At 70.4% G+C, this 17,166-nt stretch carries 19 protein-coding genes; 11 read left to right on the top strand and 8 right to left on the bottom strand.

What is annotated here, in order from left to right; all coding sequences use genetic code 11:
* The first annotated feature begins 162 nt into the window (after positions 1 to 162).
* The 4 genes from ncot_RS18980 to ncot_RS18995 are packed head-to-tail and all read left to right on the top strand — an operon-like array spanning position 163 to position 4,350.
* Positions 163 to 1,998, top strand: coding sequence for an Ig-like domain-containing protein (locus ncot_RS18980; protein ID WP_168619010.1), 1,836 nt, complete (start codon positions 163 to 165; stop codon positions 1,996 to 1,998).
* Positions 1,998 to 2,393, top strand: coding sequence for a hypothetical protein (locus ncot_RS18985; protein WP_168619011.1), 396 nt, complete (start codon positions 1,998 to 2,000; stop codon positions 2,391 to 2,393). Before ncot_RS18980 ends, ncot_RS18985 begins: the two co-directional genes overlap by 1 nt.
* The gene (locus ncot_RS18990; protein ID WP_168619012.1) at positions 2,394 to 3,113 is read left to right on the top strand and encodes a response regulator transcription factor; all 720 of its coding nucleotides are present in this window, start codon (positions 2,394 to 2,396) and stop codon (positions 3,111 to 3,113) included.
* The gene (locus tag ncot_RS18995) at positions 3,106 to 4,350 is read left to right on the top strand and encodes a histidine kinase dimerization/phospho-acceptor domain-containing protein (RefSeq protein ID WP_168619013.1); all 1,245 of its coding nucleotides are present in this window, start codon (positions 3,106 to 3,108) and stop codon (positions 4,348 to 4,350) included. The genes ncot_RS18990 and ncot_RS18995 overlap by 8 nt, the downstream gene beginning before the upstream one ends.
* A 13-nt stretch (positions 4,351 to 4,363) precedes the next feature.
* Here the strand turns inward: ncot_RS18995 and ncot_RS19000 are convergent, their stop codons facing one another.
* Entirely contained in the window at positions 4,364 to 4,819 is a 456-nt protein-coding gene (locus ncot_RS19000; protein ID WP_206065049.1) for a DUF6069 family protein, read from the bottom strand.
* 208 nt (positions 4,820 to 5,027) lie between these two features.
* On the opposite strand from ncot_RS19000, the gene ncot_RS19005 reads away from it, so the two are divergent.
* Together ncot_RS19005 and ncot_RS19010 are read left to right on the top strand one after the other, a co-directional pair.
* Positions 5,028 to 5,390: a YciI family protein gene (locus tag ncot_RS19005; protein ID WP_168619014.1), complete on the top strand. Its 363-nt coding sequence runs from the start codon at positions 5,028 to 5,030 to the stop codon at positions 5,388 to 5,390.
* A 20-nt stretch (positions 5,391 to 5,410) separates the two neighbouring features.
* Positions 5,411 to 6,619 (top strand): sigma-70 family RNA polymerase sigma factor, encoded by a 1,209-nt coding sequence (locus tag ncot_RS19010; RefSeq protein ID WP_168619015.1) that lies wholly within the window; start codon positions 5,411 to 5,413, stop codon positions 6,617 to 6,619.
* A gap of 16 nt (positions 6,620 to 6,635) precedes the next feature.
* Here ncot_RS19010 and ncot_RS19015 read toward each other — a convergent pair whose 3' ends face one another.
* Positions 6,636 to 7,328, bottom strand: coding sequence for an MOSC N-terminal beta barrel domain-containing protein (locus ncot_RS19015; RefSeq protein ID WP_168619016.1), 693 nt, complete (start codon positions 7,326 to 7,328; stop codon positions 6,636 to 6,638).
* Between the two features lie 146 nt (positions 7,329 to 7,474).
* Here ncot_RS19015 and ncot_RS19020 point away from each other — a divergent pair, with 146 nt between their 5' ends.
* Positions 7,475 to 7,795: a helix-turn-helix transcriptional regulator gene (locus tag ncot_RS19020; protein WP_168619017.1), complete on the top strand. Its 321-nt coding sequence runs from the start codon at positions 7,475 to 7,477 to the stop codon at positions 7,793 to 7,795.
* Positions 7,796 to 7,811: 16 nt separating this feature from the next.
* Here ncot_RS19020 and ncot_RS19025 read toward each other — a convergent pair whose 3' ends face one another.
* The 3 genes from ncot_RS19025 to ncot_RS19035 all read right to left on the bottom strand — a co-directional run bounded on the left by ncot_RS19025 (position 7,812) and on the right by ncot_RS19035 (position 10,622).
* The gene (locus ncot_RS19025; RefSeq protein WP_168619018.1) at positions 7,812 to 8,399 is read right to left on the bottom strand and encodes an ATP-dependent Clp protease proteolytic subunit; all 588 of its coding nucleotides are present in this window, start codon (positions 8,397 to 8,399) and stop codon (positions 7,812 to 7,814) included.
* On the bottom strand, positions 8,396 to 9,016 hold the full coding sequence (locus ncot_RS19030; protein ID WP_168619019.1) for an ATP-dependent Clp protease proteolytic subunit: 621 nt from the start codon (positions 9,014 to 9,016) through the stop codon (positions 8,396 to 8,398). Before ncot_RS19030 ends, ncot_RS19025 begins: the two co-directional genes overlap by 4 nt.
* Before the next feature lie 94 nt (positions 9,017 to 9,110).
* Positions 9,111 to 10,622 (bottom strand): SulP family inorganic anion transporter, encoded by a 1,512-nt coding sequence (locus tag ncot_RS19035; protein WP_168619020.1) that lies wholly within the window; start codon positions 10,620 to 10,622, stop codon positions 9,111 to 9,113.
* A 140-nt stretch (positions 10,623 to 10,762) separates the two neighbouring features.
* Here ncot_RS19035 and ncot_RS19040 point away from each other — a divergent pair, with 140 nt between their 5' ends.
* The 4 genes from ncot_RS19040 (at position 10,763) to ncot_RS19055 (ending at position 14,921) form a co-directional block, all read left to right on the top strand.
* Positions 10,763 to 11,167, top strand: coding sequence for a MerR family transcriptional regulator (locus tag ncot_RS19040; RefSeq protein ID WP_206065050.1), 405 nt, complete (start codon positions 10,763 to 10,765; stop codon positions 11,165 to 11,167).
* Positions 11,168 to 11,173: 6 nt separating this feature from the next.
* Positions 11,174 to 12,034 (top strand): hypothetical protein, encoded by an 861-nt coding sequence (locus ncot_RS19045; protein WP_168619021.1) that lies wholly within the window; start codon positions 11,174 to 11,176, stop codon positions 12,032 to 12,034.
* 101 nt (positions 12,035 to 12,135) lie between these two features.
* Positions 12,136 to 13,503: an SLC13 family permease gene (locus ncot_RS19050; RefSeq protein WP_168619022.1), complete on the top strand. Its 1,368-nt coding sequence runs from the start codon at positions 12,136 to 12,138 to the stop codon at positions 13,501 to 13,503.
* 80 nt (positions 13,504 to 13,583) lie between these two features.
* Complete coding sequence (locus tag ncot_RS19055) at positions 13,584 to 14,921, top strand: hemolysin family protein (protein WP_240937981.1); 1,338 nt, start codon at positions 13,584 to 13,586, stop codon at positions 14,919 to 14,921.
* A gap of 34 nt (positions 14,922 to 14,955) precedes the next feature.
* On the opposite strand, the gene ncot_RS19060 is transcribed toward ncot_RS19055, so the two are convergent.
* The 3 genes from ncot_RS19060 to ncot_RS19070 form a co-directional block, all read right to left on the bottom strand.
* Complete coding sequence (locus ncot_RS19060) at positions 14,956 to 15,807, bottom strand: endonuclease/exonuclease/phosphatase family protein (RefSeq protein WP_168619023.1); 852 nt, start codon at positions 15,805 to 15,807, stop codon at positions 14,956 to 14,958.
* A 103-nt stretch (positions 15,808 to 15,910) separates the two neighbouring features.
* Positions 15,911 to 16,147: a hypothetical protein gene (locus ncot_RS19065; RefSeq protein WP_168619471.1), complete on the bottom strand. Its 237-nt coding sequence runs from the start codon at positions 16,145 to 16,147 to the stop codon at positions 15,911 to 15,913.
* 78 nt (positions 16,148 to 16,225) lie between these two features.
* Positions 16,226 to 17,077: a sigma-70 family RNA polymerase sigma factor gene (locus tag ncot_RS19070; RefSeq protein ID WP_168619024.1), complete on the bottom strand. Its 852-nt coding sequence runs from the start codon at positions 17,075 to 17,077 to the stop codon at positions 16,226 to 16,228.
* Between the last annotated feature and the right edge of the window lie 89 nt (positions 17,078 to 17,166).

Genomic DNA, 17,166 nt, shown 5'->3' on the forward strand with positions numbered 1-17,166 from the left:
CATTCCCCGGGCCGGGAGGGTCCCGGGGAATGTTGTGCGCCCGCGGGCGAGAACGTCCGCTCCCGCCAGATTTGTGGAGAACGCGTGGAGATCGTGTCGATCTCCTGTGGCCCACGGATCCGTAGCGTCTTCACCAACCGAACGACCAGCCGAGGAGGAGCCATGGGCCGCACCAGCAGCACCCTGCCTACGCTCGTCGTGCTCGTCGCCCTGGCCCTCGGCATCGCGGCCGGTGGCTCGTCGTTCTCCTCGGCGGCCTACGTCGCCAGCAGCTCCAACACCTCGACGGTGCAGGCGGCCCAGGACTGGGCCCCGCCGACGGTGACGCTCACCGCTCCGGCTTCCTCGCTCAGTGGAACCACCACCCTGACCGCCACCGCCTCCGACGACCGCAGCGGCGTCGCGTCGGTCGAGATCCAGGTCCAGCCGGCCGCCGCCGACGGCTGGACGGCGGTGTGCACCGATACCTCTGCGCCGTACTCCTGCTCCTGGAACACCACGGCTGTGGCCGACGGACCGTACGACGTCCGCGCCGTTGCCGTCGACAGGGCGGGGCTCCGCGCCACCACGGACCCGGCCCGGACCGTCGTGGCCAACAACGTGCTGGTCGTGCTGGCCAACCCGGGTCCTGTCGTGCACGGCACCGTGCCCCTCACGGCCACCGTCTACAACGCGCTGCTCGGGCTGTCCCTGTCCACGACGTTCGAGTACGCCGCCACGGGCACCGGCAAGTGGACCTCGTTCTGCAATGGCCTGCTGGTCAACCCCGCCACGTGCCAGTGGAACACCACCGCTCTGGCCAACGGGCTCTACGACCTGCGCGCCAGAGCGGTCTCGACCCCGACCGCCTACACCTCGACGATCATCGAGGAGGTCCTCGTCGACAACACCGCCCCCACTGTGACGATGACCGATCCCGGATCGCCGCTGAGCGGGACGATCACCCTGGCCGCCACCGCGACCGACGGGGCGAACGAGTCCGGTGTCGCCCAGGTGGTGATCCAGTCCGCGACCGGGTCCGGCAGCTTCCGGAACGCCTGCACGATCACCTCGGCGCCGTACTCGTGCCGCTTCGACACCACGACGCTGCTCGACGGCGCCACCAGCTTCCGTGCGGTGGCCACCGACGTCGCCGGCAACACCAGCACCTCCGCCGTGGTGACCCCCCGAACGGTCGACAACACGGTCTCCTCGGTCTCGATGGAGGACCCGGGCGCGTTCCTGACCGGGTCGGCCACGCTGAGGGCCAGCGCCAGCTCGAGCGCCGGCGTCACCTCGGTGCGCATCCAGCGCGCCCCGAGCGGATCGACCACGTGGAGCGACGTCTGCTCCGTGTCCACCGCGCCCTACACCTGCGTCTGGAACACCACCGTGGTGGCCGACGGCCCCTACGACCTCCGGGCCGTCCTGACCGACGGCACGGGGAAGCAGACCGTCTCCGCCACCGTCACCGGACGTCGTGTCGACAACGCACCGCTGCGCGGCGTCGACGTGCAGTCCACGAACGGCACCGGCACCGCGGGCCGGATCAGCAACGGCGACACGATGACCTTCACCTACAGCCGAGTCGTCGCCCTCGGCACGGTCCACTCGGGCTGGACCGGCTCCGCACTCGGCGTCGTCGCCCGGTTCCGTGACGGCAACGTCTCCGGCGTCGGCGCCGGCAGCAAGGGCGACACCCTCGACATCCAGGTCGGGGGCGGCACCACCCTCAACCTGGGAAGCGTCAACCTGAAGGAGGACTACGTCGCCTCGAACAAGACGGTCACCTTCGCCGCCACGCTCACCGCGAGCACCTCGACGGTCGACGGCGTCGAGCGCACGACCATCACCTTGCGCCTCGGTGCGATGGCGTCCGGCAAGAGCAACTCGCTGCGCACCGTGAGCCTGCCGTCCACGATGGTGTGGTCCCCCTCCGCGTCGGCCCGGACGCCGGACGGCATCGCGTGCTCAGTGGCGCCGGCGAGCGAGACCGGCACCGCGGACCGGGAGTTCTGATGTCGAAGCACACCCGACTCTCGCGGGCGGCGGTGATCGCCACCATCGTCCTGGCCACCCTCCAGCTCTTCTGGGCGGGCGTACGCGCGGACGAGGGCAGCATCCGTGGCCTGGCCGCGTTCCTCGGCCTGCTCACGCTGATCGCCGCCACGGCGTCGGCGCGGACCAACAGCTTCGAGGCACGGATGGGCACCGTCATCATGGCCTGCGCCCAGTTCGGGTTGATGCTGCTGGCGCTCCTCTTCGGGCTGCCCGGTCACGACCGGCACCCCGTGGACCGCCAGGCCGTCGTCGCCTTGGTCGTCTCGGCGACGATCCTGCTGCTGCTGACGATCGACGCCCGAACCCGGGCGAGGACGCTCGATACGGACCCGAGGCCCCCCTATGCTCTGTGAATGCCCGTGTCCATCCTGATCGTCGAGGACGACGACGCCATCGCCGCGCCACTGCTTCGGGCCATCGAACGCGAGGGCTACGACGTGACCCGGGTCGCGACCGGCGGCGACGCCCTGGCCCGGGTCTCCTCGGGTGGGGTGTCCCTGGTCCTGCTCGACCTCGGGCTCCCCGATCTCGACGGCCTCGAGGTGTGCCGGCGGCTCCGGGAGGACGGGTTCGACGGCGGCATCATGATCCTGACCGCCCGCGCCGGTGAGCTCGACCGGGTGGTCGGACTCGACGTCGGCGCCGACGACTACCTCGCCAAGCCGTTCAGCCTGTCCGAGCTGATGGCTCGGGTCCGTGCCCTCCTCCGCCGGAGCGTGCGTGCCGGCGATCCCGGCGTCCCCGGAGCCCAACCGGCCCCAGCGATCACGACGGCCACCGGCTTGCGCGTGGACTCCGCCGCCCGCCGGGCCTGGGTCGATGCCGACGAGCTGCCGCTGACCGCCAAGGAGTTCGACGTGCTGGTGCGCCTCGACGAGCGACGCGGTGCGGTGATCAGCCGGGAGACGTTGATGGCCGACGTCTGGGACGAGAACTGGTTCGGCTCCACCAAGACCCTCGACGCGACCATCGGCAGGCTGCGCCAGAAGCTCAAGGACCAGCACGCCCCGGTCGAGCTCACCACGGTGCGCGGCGTCGGATTCCGACTGGAGGACACCTCTCACCATGCGTGAACGCCTGATCGCCACGCTCGTCGGCCTGACGATTGCCGTGATCAGCCTGTACGGCGTACCCCGTGCCTATTTCCTGGCCGACCTGGTGCGCGACAACACGCAGTCCCAGCTCGACGACGCGGCCACGCTCGTGTCGGTGTCGATCCGCGAGCGCGCCGCTGCTGGGGGTGAGGTCGACGCCGCGTTGCTGCGCAGCGCGCTCTCGTCCGCGGACTCCGTCACCTACACACCGGCCGACGGTGATCCCGTGGTGGTCGGGCGTCCCGAGACCGACTCCGACCAGTCCGTCACGGTGACCCGTGACCTGGCCGACGGCTCCCGGCTCACGTTGACCGCCTCCGCCTCCCGCGTGCAGGACGAGATCTGGCGAGCAATCCTTCCCCTGGTGCTCCTCGGGCTCGCCCTGGCCGCCCTCGCCGCGGTGGTCGGCTTCGTGATGGCCCGCCGGTTGTCCCGGCCGTTCCGCGAGCTGGCGGGCAGCGCACGGATGCTCGGCTACGGCCGGTTCGACGCGGAGGTCCCCCGCTACGCCGTGCCGGAGGCCGACGCCATCGCCACGTCGCTGCGCCAGACCGCGGCTCGGCTCGACCAGCTCGTGCGCCGCGAGCGTGAGTTCGCCGCGAACGCGTCGCACCAGCTGCGCACCCCGATCACCGCGCTGCGGCTCCAGCTCGAGGACCTGACGCTGTGGCCCGACACCTCACCGACCCTCCGCGAGGAGCTCGAGCTGGGCCTGGCCGAGCTCGATCGACTCAGCACGTCCATCGACGACCTGCTCGGCCTGGCCCGCGGCCAGCAGCTCGGGCACCAGATCGACGTGGACCTGGCCGCGCTGGTCAACGAGACCAGCGAGCGGTGGCGCACCATCCTGGGCGAGAGTGCCCGGGGGCCCTTCTCGGTGGGTGCCGACGTGGTCCCGGCCCGCGTCGCCCCCGGCCCGGTGAGCCAGGTGCTCGACGTCCTCATCGACAACGCCTTCACCCACGGATCCGGCCGGATCACCGTCGCGACCCGCGATGTCGGCACCCACCTGGAGGTCCGGGTCGCCGACGAGGGTGACTCCCAGCTGACCTTCGACGTGTTCCGACGCGGCGTGACCACGAGGGACGACGCAGAGGGTCACGGCGTCGGTCTCGCCGTCGCCTCGGAGCTGGCCGAGCTCGCCGGGGGCCACCTCTCCATCGACCACGCGGCTGCCACCAGCACGTTCGTGCTCTGGCTTCCGCGCCCGGTCTGACCGGCCCCGGGTCTCACCGCAGCCGACGCGCCAGGGTCGGGACCACGATCGTCGCGGCGACGACGTGCAGCGCGATCAGTGTGGCCGCCGAGCCGGCGTCGAACCCGAAGGTGAGGTCCGGGACGAAGGAGAGCACGGTCAGGGCGACGGCGGTCCGCACGAACGTGGTGCGCGGCCGGCGTGCCTTGCGGGCCAGCACGGCGGCCATCGCGACGCCGACGAGCGAGAAGACCAGCGTGAGCTGGGCGAAGCCGGCGAGCGGGATGCTCTCACCGCCGGCCTCGGCGGCGAACGAGACGCCGGCGGACGACGCGATCGCCGCCAGGACGGTGGTGGCGACCGACGCGACGACGGCCGCGGCGACTCCGTGCTTCCAGACCGTACGACGCCCCGGGCGGTCGACGGGACCGGTGACGGGACCGGCGACGGGACCGGTGGCGTGGGTGCTGGGGATCTGCGTGGTGGACATGTCGGAACTCCCATGTGTTCGGCAGGTCGCCGGTGCGACCCGCTCATGCCCTCTCCACGAACGGACGAGGACCGATTCGACACCGGCCGGAAGGAATTCTCGAGATCTCTTCCCGATCACGTGTGGCAGGTTGTCGTATTGACGGGGTGCCGTTCGTGGTGGAGCTGAAGGCAGTCATCAGGGCTGCCGCCGACAGAGGAGACGCAGGATGACGCACTACTTGATGTCCGTGCACGGTCCGGCCGAGATGGAGGACTACGGCAACTACGGCTCGAAGGAGGCGATGGAGGAGGCGTTCGAGGCCACCAGCGCCTACAACGACCAGCTGAAGGCCGATGGCTACTGGGTCTTCGCCGGCGGGCTCCAGCCCGCGTCGACGGCCACCGTCGTCGACGGCCAGGGCGAGAAGCCGGTGATGACCGACGGCCCCTACCTGGAGACGAAGGAGCTCATCGGCGGCTTCTGGGTGATCGACGCACCCGACCTCGACGTGGCGCTCGAGCTCGCGGCCGCGGCGTCCAAGGCCTGCCGGGGCAAGGTCGAGGTCCGTCCGTTCGACGGCCTGGCCTGACCCGGTCGGACCATCGAACGATGCAGACCGGGACGGCGGTCGAGCGGGTCTTCCGCGAGGAGTACGGCCGTCTGATCGCCTCGCTCGTCCGCCGTTTCGGTGACATCGACATCGCCGAGGAGGCGGCGAGCGAGGCCCTGGTCGCCGCGCTGGAGAAGTGGCCGGCCTCCGGCGTACCTCCCAACCCGGGAGGGTGGCTCACCACCACGGCCGGCAACCGCGCCATCGACCGGATCCGCCGCGAGAAGCTGCGCGACACGAAGCACCGGGCGGCACTGATGAACCACGACGACACGCCTCCGGATCCCACCGGACCGGTCGAGGACGACCGGCTGCGCCTCCTCTTCACCTGCTGCCACCCGGCACTGGCGCCGGAGGCCCGGATCGCGCTGACCCTGCGGCTCCTCGGTGGGCTCACCGTCCCCGAGATCGCCCGGGCCTTCCTCGTGCCCGAGACCACGATGGGCCAACGCATCACCCGCGCCAAGAAGAAGATCTCCGCAGCCAACGTCCCCTACCGGGTGCCCGAGGGCGACGACCTCCCGGAGCGACTCAGCGGGGTGCTGACGGTGCTGTTCCTCGTCTTCAACGAGGGCTACCTCGCCAGCGGCGACGGTGACCCCGTTCGCGTCGAGCTCACCGGCGAGGCGATCCGACTGGTCCGGATCCTGCGCGGGCTGCTCCCCGACCAGCCCGAGGTGGCCGGGCTGCTCGGACTGCTGCTGCTGACCGACGCCAGGCGTGAGTCACGGGTCAGGAACGGGCAGCTCGTCCCCCTTCCCGAGCAGGACCGGGCGGGGTGGGACCGGGACCTGATCGCCGAGGGGCACACACTGGTCCGGGAGTGCCTCGCGATCAACCAACCCGGTCGCTACCAGATCCTCGCCGCGATCAACGCCGTCCACACCGACGCCCCGAGCGCCGCGGACGTCGACTGGGCCCAGGTGGTCGCGCTCTACGACCAGCTGACCCGGCTCGACGACTCACCGATCGTCGCACTCAACCGCGCGGTGGCGATCGCGGAGCTGGACGGCCCCGAGGTGGCCCTGGCCCTGGTGGATCGACTTCCGCTCACCGGCTACCACGCCTGGCACGCGACCCGTGCGGAGCTGCTCCGTCGGCTCGGTCGCAGGGCCGAGGCGAGGGCGGCGTACGACGAAGCGCTCGCCGCGACGCAGAACCGCGCCGAGCGTGCCCACCTGGAAGCGAAGCGCGCCGAGCTGGCCTGAGACCCCCGCACGAGGCCTACGGGGAGGTGCTGGCCGCGTCGCCGACCCGGATCACACCGGTCCTCACCACGTCGGCACAGACGGCCAGGAGCATGTCACGCTCCCGCGTCAACGGCTTGAGCAGTCGACCTTCGGCGCGGGCGCCGTCCTGGTCGAGGTCGACCATCCGGCACCGGGGAAGCCGTTGCACCCCTCGCAGCAGCACGTCACCGAGCGCGATGTCCCGCCCGACCCACTGCTCCTCGACGAACGGCTCGTCGGTGTCCAGGAGGAGGTTCACCCTCAGTCTTCGCGGATCGACACTGATGCCCCAGCGCTCAGCACACCACGCGAGCGTCGCCGTGCCCACCAGGGACACCGCTCCTGAGTCCTGGTGCGGCACCTCCCCCTCCGGGGCGATCCGGACACGCACACCCATCGCCGTGCTCAGCTCCTCGTCGAGACCCGCGTCCCCGACCTGCCACTCACCACCCGGGCCCGCCACCACGACCTCACCGGATGGGGCCGTCGTCGCGGCGTAGGAGAAGACCTGGTCACGCCGGCGGAAGCGGCGGGTGTTCTTGCCCGAGGCGAAGTGGCCGTCGTCGTCCTCGACGGCGAACCAGCGGTCGCCCTTGAGGCCGCGCGCGTCCAGCACGGCAGTCTCGAGCGCCTCGCCACCCATCGACTTGACCGGATAGCGACGCAGCGCTGCGACCGAGATGCCCATGGGTCACAGCCTCCCACTCCGGGGTCGTGCCGGCGGCAGCCTGGGCCCGCCCCCGACCCGAGGTTGCCGCGCCTGCCGCACCTGCCCGGTTCCGCTGACAGCAGAACGCTCGACCGTTCGGGCAGTCAGGTGGCTAACCTCGAGGCATGGGTCACCTGCTGCCGCTGCCAGTGCCGTCCGCTCCCGAGACCATGCCCGTCGAGCCGGAGCCGCTGTGGCGCGAGGTGACCGGTGACCTGCTCCGCGAGCGCCGCCACCAGCGCGGGGAGAAGTTGAGCGAGACGGCCGGCCGAGCCGGCATCTCCACGCAATACCTCTCCGAGATCGAGCGCGGCCGCAAGGACCCGTCCTCGGAGGTGCTCTCGGCGGTGGCCGGTGCCCTCGACCTGACCTTGCGCGACCTGGCCGGTGCCGCCGCCCGCAGGCTGCACGCCGTGCCGCAGCCCCCCCTCGCACTCGCCGCCTGACGGCGACCAGAACGCGTCATCGGCTGCTGATCACCGCGTCCGCCAAGCCGTAGGCGACCGCCTCGTCAGCACGGAAGATCCGGTCTCGATCGGTGTCGCGGCGCAGCGCCGCGACGTCCTGGCCGGTGTGCAGGCTCAGCGCCTGCTCCATCTCCTCGCGCACGCGCAGGATCTCGTCGGCGGCCAGGATCAGGTCGGGGATCGTCCCGCGTCCCTGGCCCGACGGCTGGTGCAGCATCACCCGTGCGTGCGGCAGCACCGAGCGTTGCCCCGGCTCGCCCGCGGCGAGCAGCAGCGCCGTGCTCGAGAAGGCCTGCCCCACACAGGTGGTCGCCACGGGCGCCCGGCAGAACCGGATCGTGTCGTAGAGCGCGAAGGTCGCGGTGATCGATCCGCCGGGCGAGTTGATGTAGAGGTTGATCGGGACGTCCGGGCTCTCGGACTCGAGGTGCAGGATCTGCGCGATGAGAGCGTTCGCGACGCCGTCGTCGATCTCCGTGCCAAGGTAGACGATCCGCTCCTCGAGGAGCCGGCTGTAGACATCCATCACCTTCTCGCCACGCGGCGTGCGGCTGACCACGTTGGGGATCGTGTAGCTGCTCATCGGGTCGCCTCCTGCCGCAGTCCCGTCGTACGACGTGGGAGTGGACGGATCTGGTCGAGGTCGGTGACGAGGTGGTCCACGAAGCCGTAGTCGAGGGCCTCCTCGGCGCTGAACATGTGGTCCCGCAGGGAGTCCTCGAAGACCCGCTCGGGTGTCTTCCCGGTGCGGTCGGCGACGATCCCGAGCACCGTGTCGCGCATGTGGCGCAGGTCGTCGGCCTGCAGCTCGATGTCGACGGCGTTGCCACCGATCCCGGCCGAGCCCTGGTGCAGCAGCACCTTGGCGTGCGGGAGCGCATACCTCTTGCCGTCGGCTCCGCAGCACAGCAGGAACTGTCCGGCGGAGTAGGCCATGCCCAGCACCACCGTGGAGACGTCGTTGGGCACCAGGCGCATGGTGTCGGCGATCGCCAGCATCGCGGTCACCGATCCCCCCGGTGAGTTGATCCAGAGGCTGATGTCGGTGCTCGGGTCGTCGGTCGACAGGAGCACGAGCTGGGCACACAGCAGCGCGCCGATCTCGTCGTCCAGAGGGGAGTCGAGGAGCAGGATGCGCTGGCGGAGCAGGTCCTCCGAGGTGCGCCTGCCCAGGGCCGGGGGTCGGTGTTCTTCGGTCATGGCTCGAGCGTGCCGCGGCAGGCTCGAGCGCAGAAGGGTGTGCTGCCCGGAGCAGAACTGCTCGGGGCAGATGCCGGACCGCCGGCTCCTCCGGTCAGTGCGAGGGCAGTTCCCCGCTCAACCGGCCGTGGCGCTGCGCGCTCGCGGCGTTGAGCCCGGTGATCTCGACGGACGTGCCCCTGCGTTCGTACTTGGTGGTGATGGCGTCGAGGGCCGCCACCGTCGAGGCGTCCCAGACGTGCGAGGCCGACAGGTCGATGACCACCCGGTCGGGGTCGTCGGCGTACGCGAACTGGGTGTAGAGGTCGTTGCTGGAGGCGAAGAACAGCTCCCCGGTGACCCGGTAGACCGCGGTCGGCCCGTCCTCGTCCTCGACCAGCTCACGATGGGTCTCGGTGAGGTGAGCGACGCGACGGGCGAAGAGCGTCATCGCCACGAGGACACCCACGACGACGCCGATGGCCAGGTTGTGGGTCGCGACGGTGAGGACGACGGTCGCGATCATCACGGTGGTCTCGGACTTCGGCATCCGCCGCAGCGTGCGCGGCCGGATCGAGTGCCAGTCGAAGGTGCCGACCGAGACCATGATCATCACGGCGACCAGCGCGGCCATCGGGATCAGCGCGACGACGTCACCGAAGCCGACCACGAGGATCAGCAGGAACACGCCGGCCAGGAAGGTCGAGATGCGGGTGCGCGCACCGGAGGCCTTCACGTTGATCATGGTCTGGCCGATCATCGCGCAGCCGCCCATGCCGCCGAAGAACCCGGTGATCACGTTGGCGGCCCCCTGGCCCCAGGCCTCCCGGGTCTTGTTGGAGTGCGTGTCGGTGATGTCGTCGACCAGCTTGGCGGTCAGCAGCGACTCCAGCAGGCCGACCAGGGCTATCGCCAACGCATAGGGCGCGAGGATCCTGAGCGTCTCCAGCGTCAACGGGACATCGGGGAGGAAGAGTGACGGCAGGCTGTCGGGCAGCTCCCCCTCGTCACCGACGTTCGGCACGTTGACGGCGGCCAGGATGGTGAAGCCGGTCAGCGCGACGATCGCGACCAGTGGTGCCGGGATGACCTTGTTGATCCGGGGGAAGCCGACGATCATCGCGATCCCGGCGGCGATCATCGCGTAGACGGGCCAGGGCACGTCCACCATGTGCGGCACCTGGGCCAGGAAGATGAGGATCGCCAGCGCGTTGACGAAGCCGACCATCACCTGCCGGGGGATGAACCGCATCAGCTTGGCCACACCGGCCAGTCCGAGGGCGACCTGCAGCACACCGGCCAGCAGGACCGTGGCGATGAGGTGGTCCATGCCGTGGTCGCGCATCACCGGTGCGATCACCAGCGCCACCGCTCCGGTGGCGGCAGAGATCATCGCCGGTCGCCCGCCCAGGAAGGAGATCGACACGGCCATCGTGAAGGCGGCGAAGAGGCCCACCCGCGGATCGACGCCGGCGATGATGGAGAACGAGATCGCTTCCGGGATCAGCGCCAGCGCCACGACCAGTCCGCCCAGCACCTCGGTGCGCAGCAGCCGTGGTGAGCGGAAGGCGTTGCGGACCGTGGGCTCGAGTGCAGGTGTTGCGGCGGTCGGTGTGGCAAGGGGCATGGCAGGCTCTCGGTGGGCAGCAGAACGGGCGGTGCGCACCGTGCGTGCGCGCTGGCAGGCAGCGCCAGCGGAAGTCCGAGCAAACCCTACCCTTGCGTAAGGGTTGAGTGGCCATCATCCCGGGAGCGAGAGTGACCACTGTGAGCAGCACCAACGAGCCCGCCGGGCGGTCTGCCGGCACGATGCACATCGGCGAGGTGGCGACGAGGACCGAGCTCTCCCTGCGCTCGTTGCGCCACTGGGACGAGGTCGGACTGCTGCGACCCTCCGGGCGCAGTGAGGGCGGGTTCCGTCTCTACACCGAGGCAGACGTCGAGCGGATCCTGGTCATCCGCCGGATGAAGCCCCTCGGCTTCACCCTCGAGCAGATGCGGTCCGTGATGGTCGACCTCGACCACCTGCACGACGGCTCCGGAGAGTCGCTGGAGCAGGCCCGGGACCGGCTGGGGACGATCGCCCGGGAAGCCGCCGAACGTCGCGCCACGCTGCAACGCCAGCTCGAGATGGCCGACGAGTTCATCGGCCTGCTCAGCGCCGAGATGTAGGCCGTCGTGGCCACCTGCTCGCCGCTCGCGCGAAACGTCCCGGTTGCCGTGGCCGCCCTCGCCCTGGTCACCTCGGCCCTCGTCGGGTGCAGCCCCGACGCCCCGCCCTCTCCGAGCGGGGCGGAGCCGGTCGAGAACGCCACCACCACCCTCATGCAGTACACCCACGACCGGGTCAACCGGGTCCTGGTGGTGAAGATCGAGGCCGGGGACCAGCCCGTCCGGGTGCAGGGAGTGGAGGTGGTCTCAGGGGCATTCAGCGGCACCGGTCCGAGGGAGTACGACGCCACGGTGTCCCCGCACGCAACGCTCGACCTGCGTGTCCCCCTGGGCGACCCGGTGTGCGACCACGACCTGTCCCCCGCCGACGTCTCGGTCGAGTTCCGGGTGCACGGCGACCGGGTCGTCGTGGAGGAGCCGGCCGGAAGCGACACCCTCGCCTCCATCCATCAGCAGGAGTGTGCAGCCAAGACTGCCGTCGAGGAGCTCCCGCTCGTGTGGGGCGCACGCTGGCGGGCCACCGGCGCGGGTGAGGACCTCGTCCTCCACGCGCCGTTGCACGTCGGGCCGGTCTCCTCCGGGACGGCGGCCCGGCTGGTCGCCGTCGAGGGATCCGTGATCTTCGTTCCCGAGACTGACCGGCTGCCGCTGGACCTCGCGGTCGGCGACACCCGGCTGGTCGACGTCCGGTTCCGCCCCAACCGTTGTGACGCCCACGTGTGGGAGACCTCGATGGGCTTCCAGTTCGCCGCGCGGCTGCGGATCACCGGCGTGGCCGAGGACGTGCTCGTCCCCCTCGTTCCCCCGCGCCCGAAACAGCAGCTCTTGACCCGGTCGTGGCAGGAGCAGTGCGACGTCACCCGCTGAGCGGTGAGAACTCAATGAACAGAACCTTCACGCGGCGCCCCTGACGCGGGAGCGTGCGACAGGGACGTGACCCCTGCCACACCTCTCGAACTGGAGCACTCATGGAGATCCTGCACTCAGCGATCGCGATCCTCGGCGCGATCCTCCTCATCATCAGATTCAAGGTCGACCCGGTGATCTCGTTGGTGATCGCCTGCATCTACCTCGGCCTGGCGACCGGGCTCGGCGCCGAGGGCACCGTCGCGGAGATCACCGGCGGCTTCGGCGAGATCATGGCCGAGGTCGGCCTGCTGATCGGCTTCGGCGTCCTGATCGGGGCACTGCTGCACGCGATGGGCACGTTCCGCGACCTCGTCGACATCCTCGCGCGACGCGTCGGGCGGAAGCTGCCCTACGCGATGACCGCCGCCCTCGCGACGATCTTCCCCTCGATCTATGTCGACGTGCAGGTGGTCCTCGCCGCCCCGATGGCCAAGGAGGCCGCCCCGGCCGTCGACAGGCGCCACGGGCTGCCCTGGCTGGCCGGCGCGATGGGCATCGGCATCTTCGCCGGCTACGTCTTCGTGGTCCCCGGCCTCGCCGCCGTCGCGGTGGCCGGGCTCATGGACGTGCCGCTCGGCACCTACCTCCTCTACGGCGCACCGATCGGCCTGGTCACGGCCGTGGTCACGACGTACCTCTTCCGGCTGCTGCTCACCATGGGCTGGTGGAACGCGGAGACCGACGTCGACGAGGACGCCCGGATGGAGGACGGGGAGGTGCACGACGAGGGCACGGACGCACCGATCGCCGAGAGCGCGAACCAGCTCCCGCTGGTCGTCAGGTTGCTCCCGATCCTCGTGCCGCTGGTCCTGATCGCGACCACCGCCATCACCGGCGTGGCCGGGTTCACCCACCCGGTGCTCACCTTCCTCGGGGACGCCAACATCGCGCTGTTCCTCGGCCTGCTCATCGCCTTCCTCATGGTCCGGGCCTCGGTCGGCGCCGACGGCGCGGGCTCGGTCCTGTCCGCGGGATTCCACACCACCGGCGAGATCCTGCTGGTGACCGGCGTCGGCGGGAGCCTCGGTGCGGTCATCTCGGCGAGCGGCATGGACAGGTCCCTCGAGAAGCTGTTCACCGCCAGTGAGAACGCCGCCGTCATCGTCAGCATCCTGCTCGCCTGGGTGATCGCCGCGGTGCTGCACTTCGCCATCGGCTCGGTCTCGGTCGGCGCCATCACCGCCGCCGGGATCATCGGCCCGATCGTGGGGTCACTCGGCGTCGACCCGGTCGTGATCGCCCTGGCCATCGCCTCCGGCGCGATGTTCGCGCTGCACGTCAACAGCAACTTCTTCTGGATGTTCAGCAAGCTGCTGGACCTGTCCACGAAGGGCACGCTGAAGACCCTGACCATGGCCACCTCGCTCGGTGCCGTCGTGTCGCTGCCGCTGGTGATGGTCGCCAGCCTCGTGGCGGCCGCGGTCTGAGCGTCCCACTAGGCTCTCTGCATGGACGAGAGCCGACATCGCCGCCGAGCAGTTCCCGGGGTGGAGCGGGGTGATCGGTCGTGATCGACGCCCAGACCTTCTTCAACCTGGCCCTGGTCGTGCTCTTCGTGCTGGTCGGCGGCGTGTTCGCAGCCACCGAGATGGCCCTGGTGTCGTTGCGGGAGACGCAGGTCAACCAGCTCGAGCAACGCGGCAGCCGGGGGCAGCGCGTGGCCTCCATCGCCCGCGACCCCAACCGGTTCCTGTCGGCGGTGCAGATCGGGGTCACCGTCGCGGGCTTCTTCTCCGCGGCGTACGGCGGGTCGACGCTGGCACCCGACGTGGCGCCGTACCTCACCGACCTGGGCCTGGGTGACGACGCGGCCGACACCGTCGCCCTCGTGGTCATGACGTTGCTGATCGCCTACCTGTCGCTGGTGCTCGGGGAGCTGGTGCCCAAGCGCATCGCCCTCCAGCGTGGCGCCGGGGTGGCCATGGCGACCGGGCCGGTGCTCGACCGGTTCGCGACGATGATGCGCCCGGTCATCTGGCTGCTGTCGGTCTCCACGAATGCGCTGGTGCGGCTCCTCGGCGGCGACCCGGACGCCGCCAGCGACCAGGTGACGCGCGAGGAGCTCCGCGAGATCGTCGCGGGCAACGAGGGGTTGGGGCCGGAGGAGCGACAGATCCTCACCGATGTCTTCGCCGCCGGCAACAACAACCTCAAGGAAGTCATGCGGCCTCGTGCCGACGTGGCCTTCGTCGACGGGTCGATGCCGCTCGACGACGTCGCCGGGTTCGTCGCCGACCAGCCCTACTCGCGCTACCCGGTGACCGGGGCCAACTTCGACGACGTCACCGGCTTCGTCCACGTGCGCGACCTCCTGGGCGTGCGGCCCCCCGGTGCCCGCACGGTCGCCGACGTGCAGCGTGAGGTCGTCCACCTGCCCGGCAGCAACCGGTTGCTCCCCACCATCGTGCCGCTGCGTGAGGCCGGGAGCCACCTGGCGATCGTGATCGACGAGTTCGGCGGCACCGACGGCATCGTCACCCTGGAGGACCTCGTCGAGGAGATCGTCGGAGACATCCGGGACGAGTACGACGACGAGGGCGATGCCCTGCCCGAGCCGACCGGCAGCCTGGAGGACACCGCACTCGTCTCCGGTTCCCTGACCATCGAGGAGCTGGCCGAGCACACCGGTCTGGTGCTGCCGGACGGCGGCTACGAGACCGTGGCCGGCTACCTGCTGGCCCAGCTGGGTCGTGTCGCGGAGGTCGGCGACCAGGTCGAGGTCTCCGACGCCACGCTGCGCGTCACCGGCATCGACGGGCACCGGATCACGCAGGTCGAGCTGACGCCGACCGCGCCGGAGCCAGCGTCCGACGAACCCGACCGGTCGCGACCGCAGCAACCCTGACGGCAGCGCCGCCGACCAGCCCCGGGGTCCGACCTCAGCCGAGGCGGGCGAACTTCACCCACCCACGGATCACGTAGTGGCCCTTGGGGTCGTAGGCCGGCACGGCCAGCTTCGACATGCCCTTCAGCTTCGAGACCCCCGGCGAGCTGGCGAAGAAGTAGTCGAGCTTGCGCTGGTTGTCGGTGGTCACCGCCATGTCACGGCAGACCCGGGTCTTCCCGCACCGCTGGTCACCCTCCCAGAACCGGCCGTCGCCGTTGGCCTTGTAGAAGCGGTCCAGCGGGCGCGATTTCGGGTTGTCGTTGAAGTCGCCGGTCAGCACGACCCGGCGGCCAGCGGTGATCTTGGCGTTGACGATGCCCCGGATCTTGTTGGCCACCTTGATCCGGTTCTGCTCGCCGGTGGGAGCCGCCTTCCCGTTGTAGTCGAGCGGGAAGTGCGACGTGCACACGGTCGTGCGAGCCACGCCGGTGCCGCGCAGGTCGGCGCAGAGCAGCTTGAAGATCCGCTTCTGCTCGTCCTTGCCGCGGGTCAGCAGGGTGTAGACCTTGGTCGCGCCGAAGGCGCGCGTGGAGGCGATGGCGTTCCCCTTGCGACAGCCGTGCGCGCCGCGGTCCCGCATCTGGCTCCAGTGCACGTTGTAGCCCGCGTTGGTCAGGTCCACGATGTGCTTCTTGCACAGCTCCTGGAACGTGATCGCGTCGACGTTGCCCCAGTCGGCGGCGGCCTGCATGGCAGGCCCGGGGCCCAACGCGTCGGTGTTGTGCTGGATCACCTGGATCATGCGGTCGCTGGTCCCGGCCACCGCCGACGTCGGTGAGGCGGTGACCGCCGAGGCGGTCAGCACCAGGAGCGTGCAGAGGAGGAGTGCGCGGAGCTGGGACATCGGGAGTTCCTTGGGGACGGGCCGGCAGGGGCCTGCGGAGACTACCCGCCGCGGACCGGGCCGAAACCGGCCCGGCCCACGCGTCTGCCCGAGGCGCCTGCCCCTAGGACTCGGGCAGGTCGGCGAAGGCCTGCTTCATGTCCTTGTACCAGCCGAGCGACTTCTTCGGGTGCCGCCAACGACCCTTCATCTCCTTGCGGGCCGGCAGGTGTGCCTCGTCGCCGGCCTTCTCGGCGTCCTTGAGGTGCTTGTCCTGCGCGTTGATCACGTCGTCGGCGCTCTCGCCGCGGTGCTCGAGGTCGCAGGGTCCACCCAGCTGGCGGCAGGTCATCGTCTTCATCATGTTCTCCTTCGGTCCTGGTCGTGCTCTCAACAGTGTGACGATCGGCAGCGCCCGGGTGTGACCGCTGCCCGGTACTCAGGTGCGGCGCGCCTCGCCATCACGGCGTACGACGCGCTCCAGGGTCTCCGGCTCGGCCCGGAACGTGATGCCCTGGACCCGGCCGCCGACGACGGTGAAGTCGAAGACCACCATGGCCCGGCCCTTGTGGAACCACGCGGAGCCCGGTTGGTCGCCCACGTAGACCGGCAGCGCAGCCTGGGCGCTGCCGTTGAAGAAGCCGGCCAGCTGGTCGCGTCCGTCCATGCGCTCCGGTGTGCCGGCCCTGATCGCGGCGGCATCGGCGCGCACGGTCGCATCGGGGGCCAGCAGCTCCAGCAGGCGCTCGAAGTCTCCCTCCCGGGCAGCACCCATGAAGGCGTCCACGACCTCCCAGTCGGCGAGCGCATCCTCGGAGCTCGGCTGGCCGATCCGGCCTCGTGCCCGGGAGGCGAGCTTGCGGGCCGCGGCGGGCGTGGTCTCCAGGACCGCAGCAACCGTGGGGAAGTCGAAGCCGAAGCTGTCGTGCAGCACGAAGGCGACCCGCTCTCGCGGCGACAGCCGGTCGAGCACCACCTGCAGGGCAACACCCACGGTGTCCGCCAGCACGATGTCGCCCAGCACGTCGTCGGTCGTCTCTGCCGTGGTCGCCGACTCCAACGCCTCGTCCTCGACGGGGAAGGGCGTCTTCGCCTTCAACCGGTCCAGGCACAGTCGCGTGGTCACGGTCGTCAACCAACCGGCGAGGTTCTCGATCTCGGTCTGGTTGCGGTGCAGCCGCAACCAAGCCTGCTGCACGACGTCCTCCGCCTCGGCGTGGTCGCCCAACACCTGGGCTGCGATCCTGGTCAGTCGCGGCCGCTCCTGCTCGAAGGCCTCGGTCTCGTCCATGGCTCCACCCTTCCACTTCGTCTCGTCATGGTGGTGACGATCGCGCCACCGGAAGTGTGACCGGTCCGGCTCGACGACTGCGGAGGCCA

This window comes from Nocardioides sp. JQ2195 (genome assembly GCF_012272695.1).
Taxonomy (GTDB): domain Bacteria; phylum Actinomycetota; class Actinomycetes; order Propionibacteriales; family Nocardioidaceae; genus Nocardioides.

What these genes read in the sequence shown, in the direction of transcription:
- ncot_RS18980 (WP_168619010.1), top strand. Translation starts at nt 163, where the DNA reads ATGGGCCGCACCAGCAGCACCCTGCCTACGCTCGTCGTGCTCGTCGCC.
- ncot_RS18985 (WP_168619011.1), top strand. Translation starts at nt 1,998, where the DNA reads ATGTCGAAGCACACCCGACTCTCGCGGGCGGCGGTGATCGCCACCATC.
- ncot_RS18990 (WP_168619012.1), top strand. Translation starts at nt 2,394, where the DNA reads ATGCCCGTGTCCATCCTGATCGTCGAGGACGACGACGCCATCGCCGCG.
- ncot_RS18995 (WP_168619013.1), top strand. Translation starts at nt 3,106, where the DNA reads ATGCGTGAACGCCTGATCGCCACGCTCGTCGGCCTGACGATTGCCGTG.
- ncot_RS19000 (WP_206065049.1), bottom strand. Translation starts at nt 4,819, where the DNA reads ATGTCCACCACGCAGATCCCCAGCACCCACGCCACCGGTCCCGTCGCC.
- ncot_RS19005 (WP_168619014.1), top strand. Translation starts at nt 5,028, where the DNA reads ATGACGCACTACTTGATGTCCGTGCACGGTCCGGCCGAGATGGAGGAC.
- ncot_RS19010 (WP_168619015.1), top strand. Translation starts at nt 5,411, where the DNA reads ATGCAGACCGGGACGGCGGTCGAGCGGGTCTTCCGCGAGGAGTACGGC.
- ncot_RS19015 (WP_168619016.1), bottom strand. Translation starts at nt 7,328, where the DNA reads ATGGGCATCTCGGTCGCAGCGCTGCGTCGCTATCCGGTCAAGTCGATG.
- ncot_RS19020 (WP_168619017.1), top strand. Translation starts at nt 7,475, where the DNA reads ATGGGTCACCTGCTGCCGCTGCCAGTGCCGTCCGCTCCCGAGACCATG.
- ncot_RS19025 (WP_168619018.1), bottom strand. Translation starts at nt 8,399, where the DNA reads ATGAGCAGCTACACGATCCCCAACGTGGTCAGCCGCACGCCGCGTGGC.
- ncot_RS19030 (WP_168619019.1), bottom strand. Translation starts at nt 9,016, where the DNA reads ATGACCGAAGAACACCGACCCCCGGCCCTGGGCAGGCGCACCTCGGAG.
- ncot_RS19035 (WP_168619020.1), bottom strand. Translation starts at nt 10,622, where the DNA reads ATGCCCCTTGCCACACCGACCGCCGCAACACCTGCACTCGAGCCCACG.
- ncot_RS19050 (WP_168619022.1), top strand. Translation starts at nt 12,136, where the DNA reads ATGGAGATCCTGCACTCAGCGATCGCGATCCTCGGCGCGATCCTCCTC.
- ncot_RS19060 (WP_168619023.1), bottom strand. Translation starts at nt 15,807, where the DNA reads ATGTCCCAGCTCCGCGCACTCCTCCTCTGCACGCTCCTGGTGCTGACC.
- ncot_RS19065 (WP_168619471.1), bottom strand. Translation starts at nt 16,147, where the DNA reads ATGAAGACGATGACCTGCCGCCAGCTGGGTGGACCCTGCGACCTCGAG.
- ncot_RS19070 (WP_168619024.1), bottom strand. Translation starts at nt 17,077, where the DNA reads ATGGACGAGACCGAGGCCTTCGAGCAGGAGCGGCCGCGACTGACCAGG.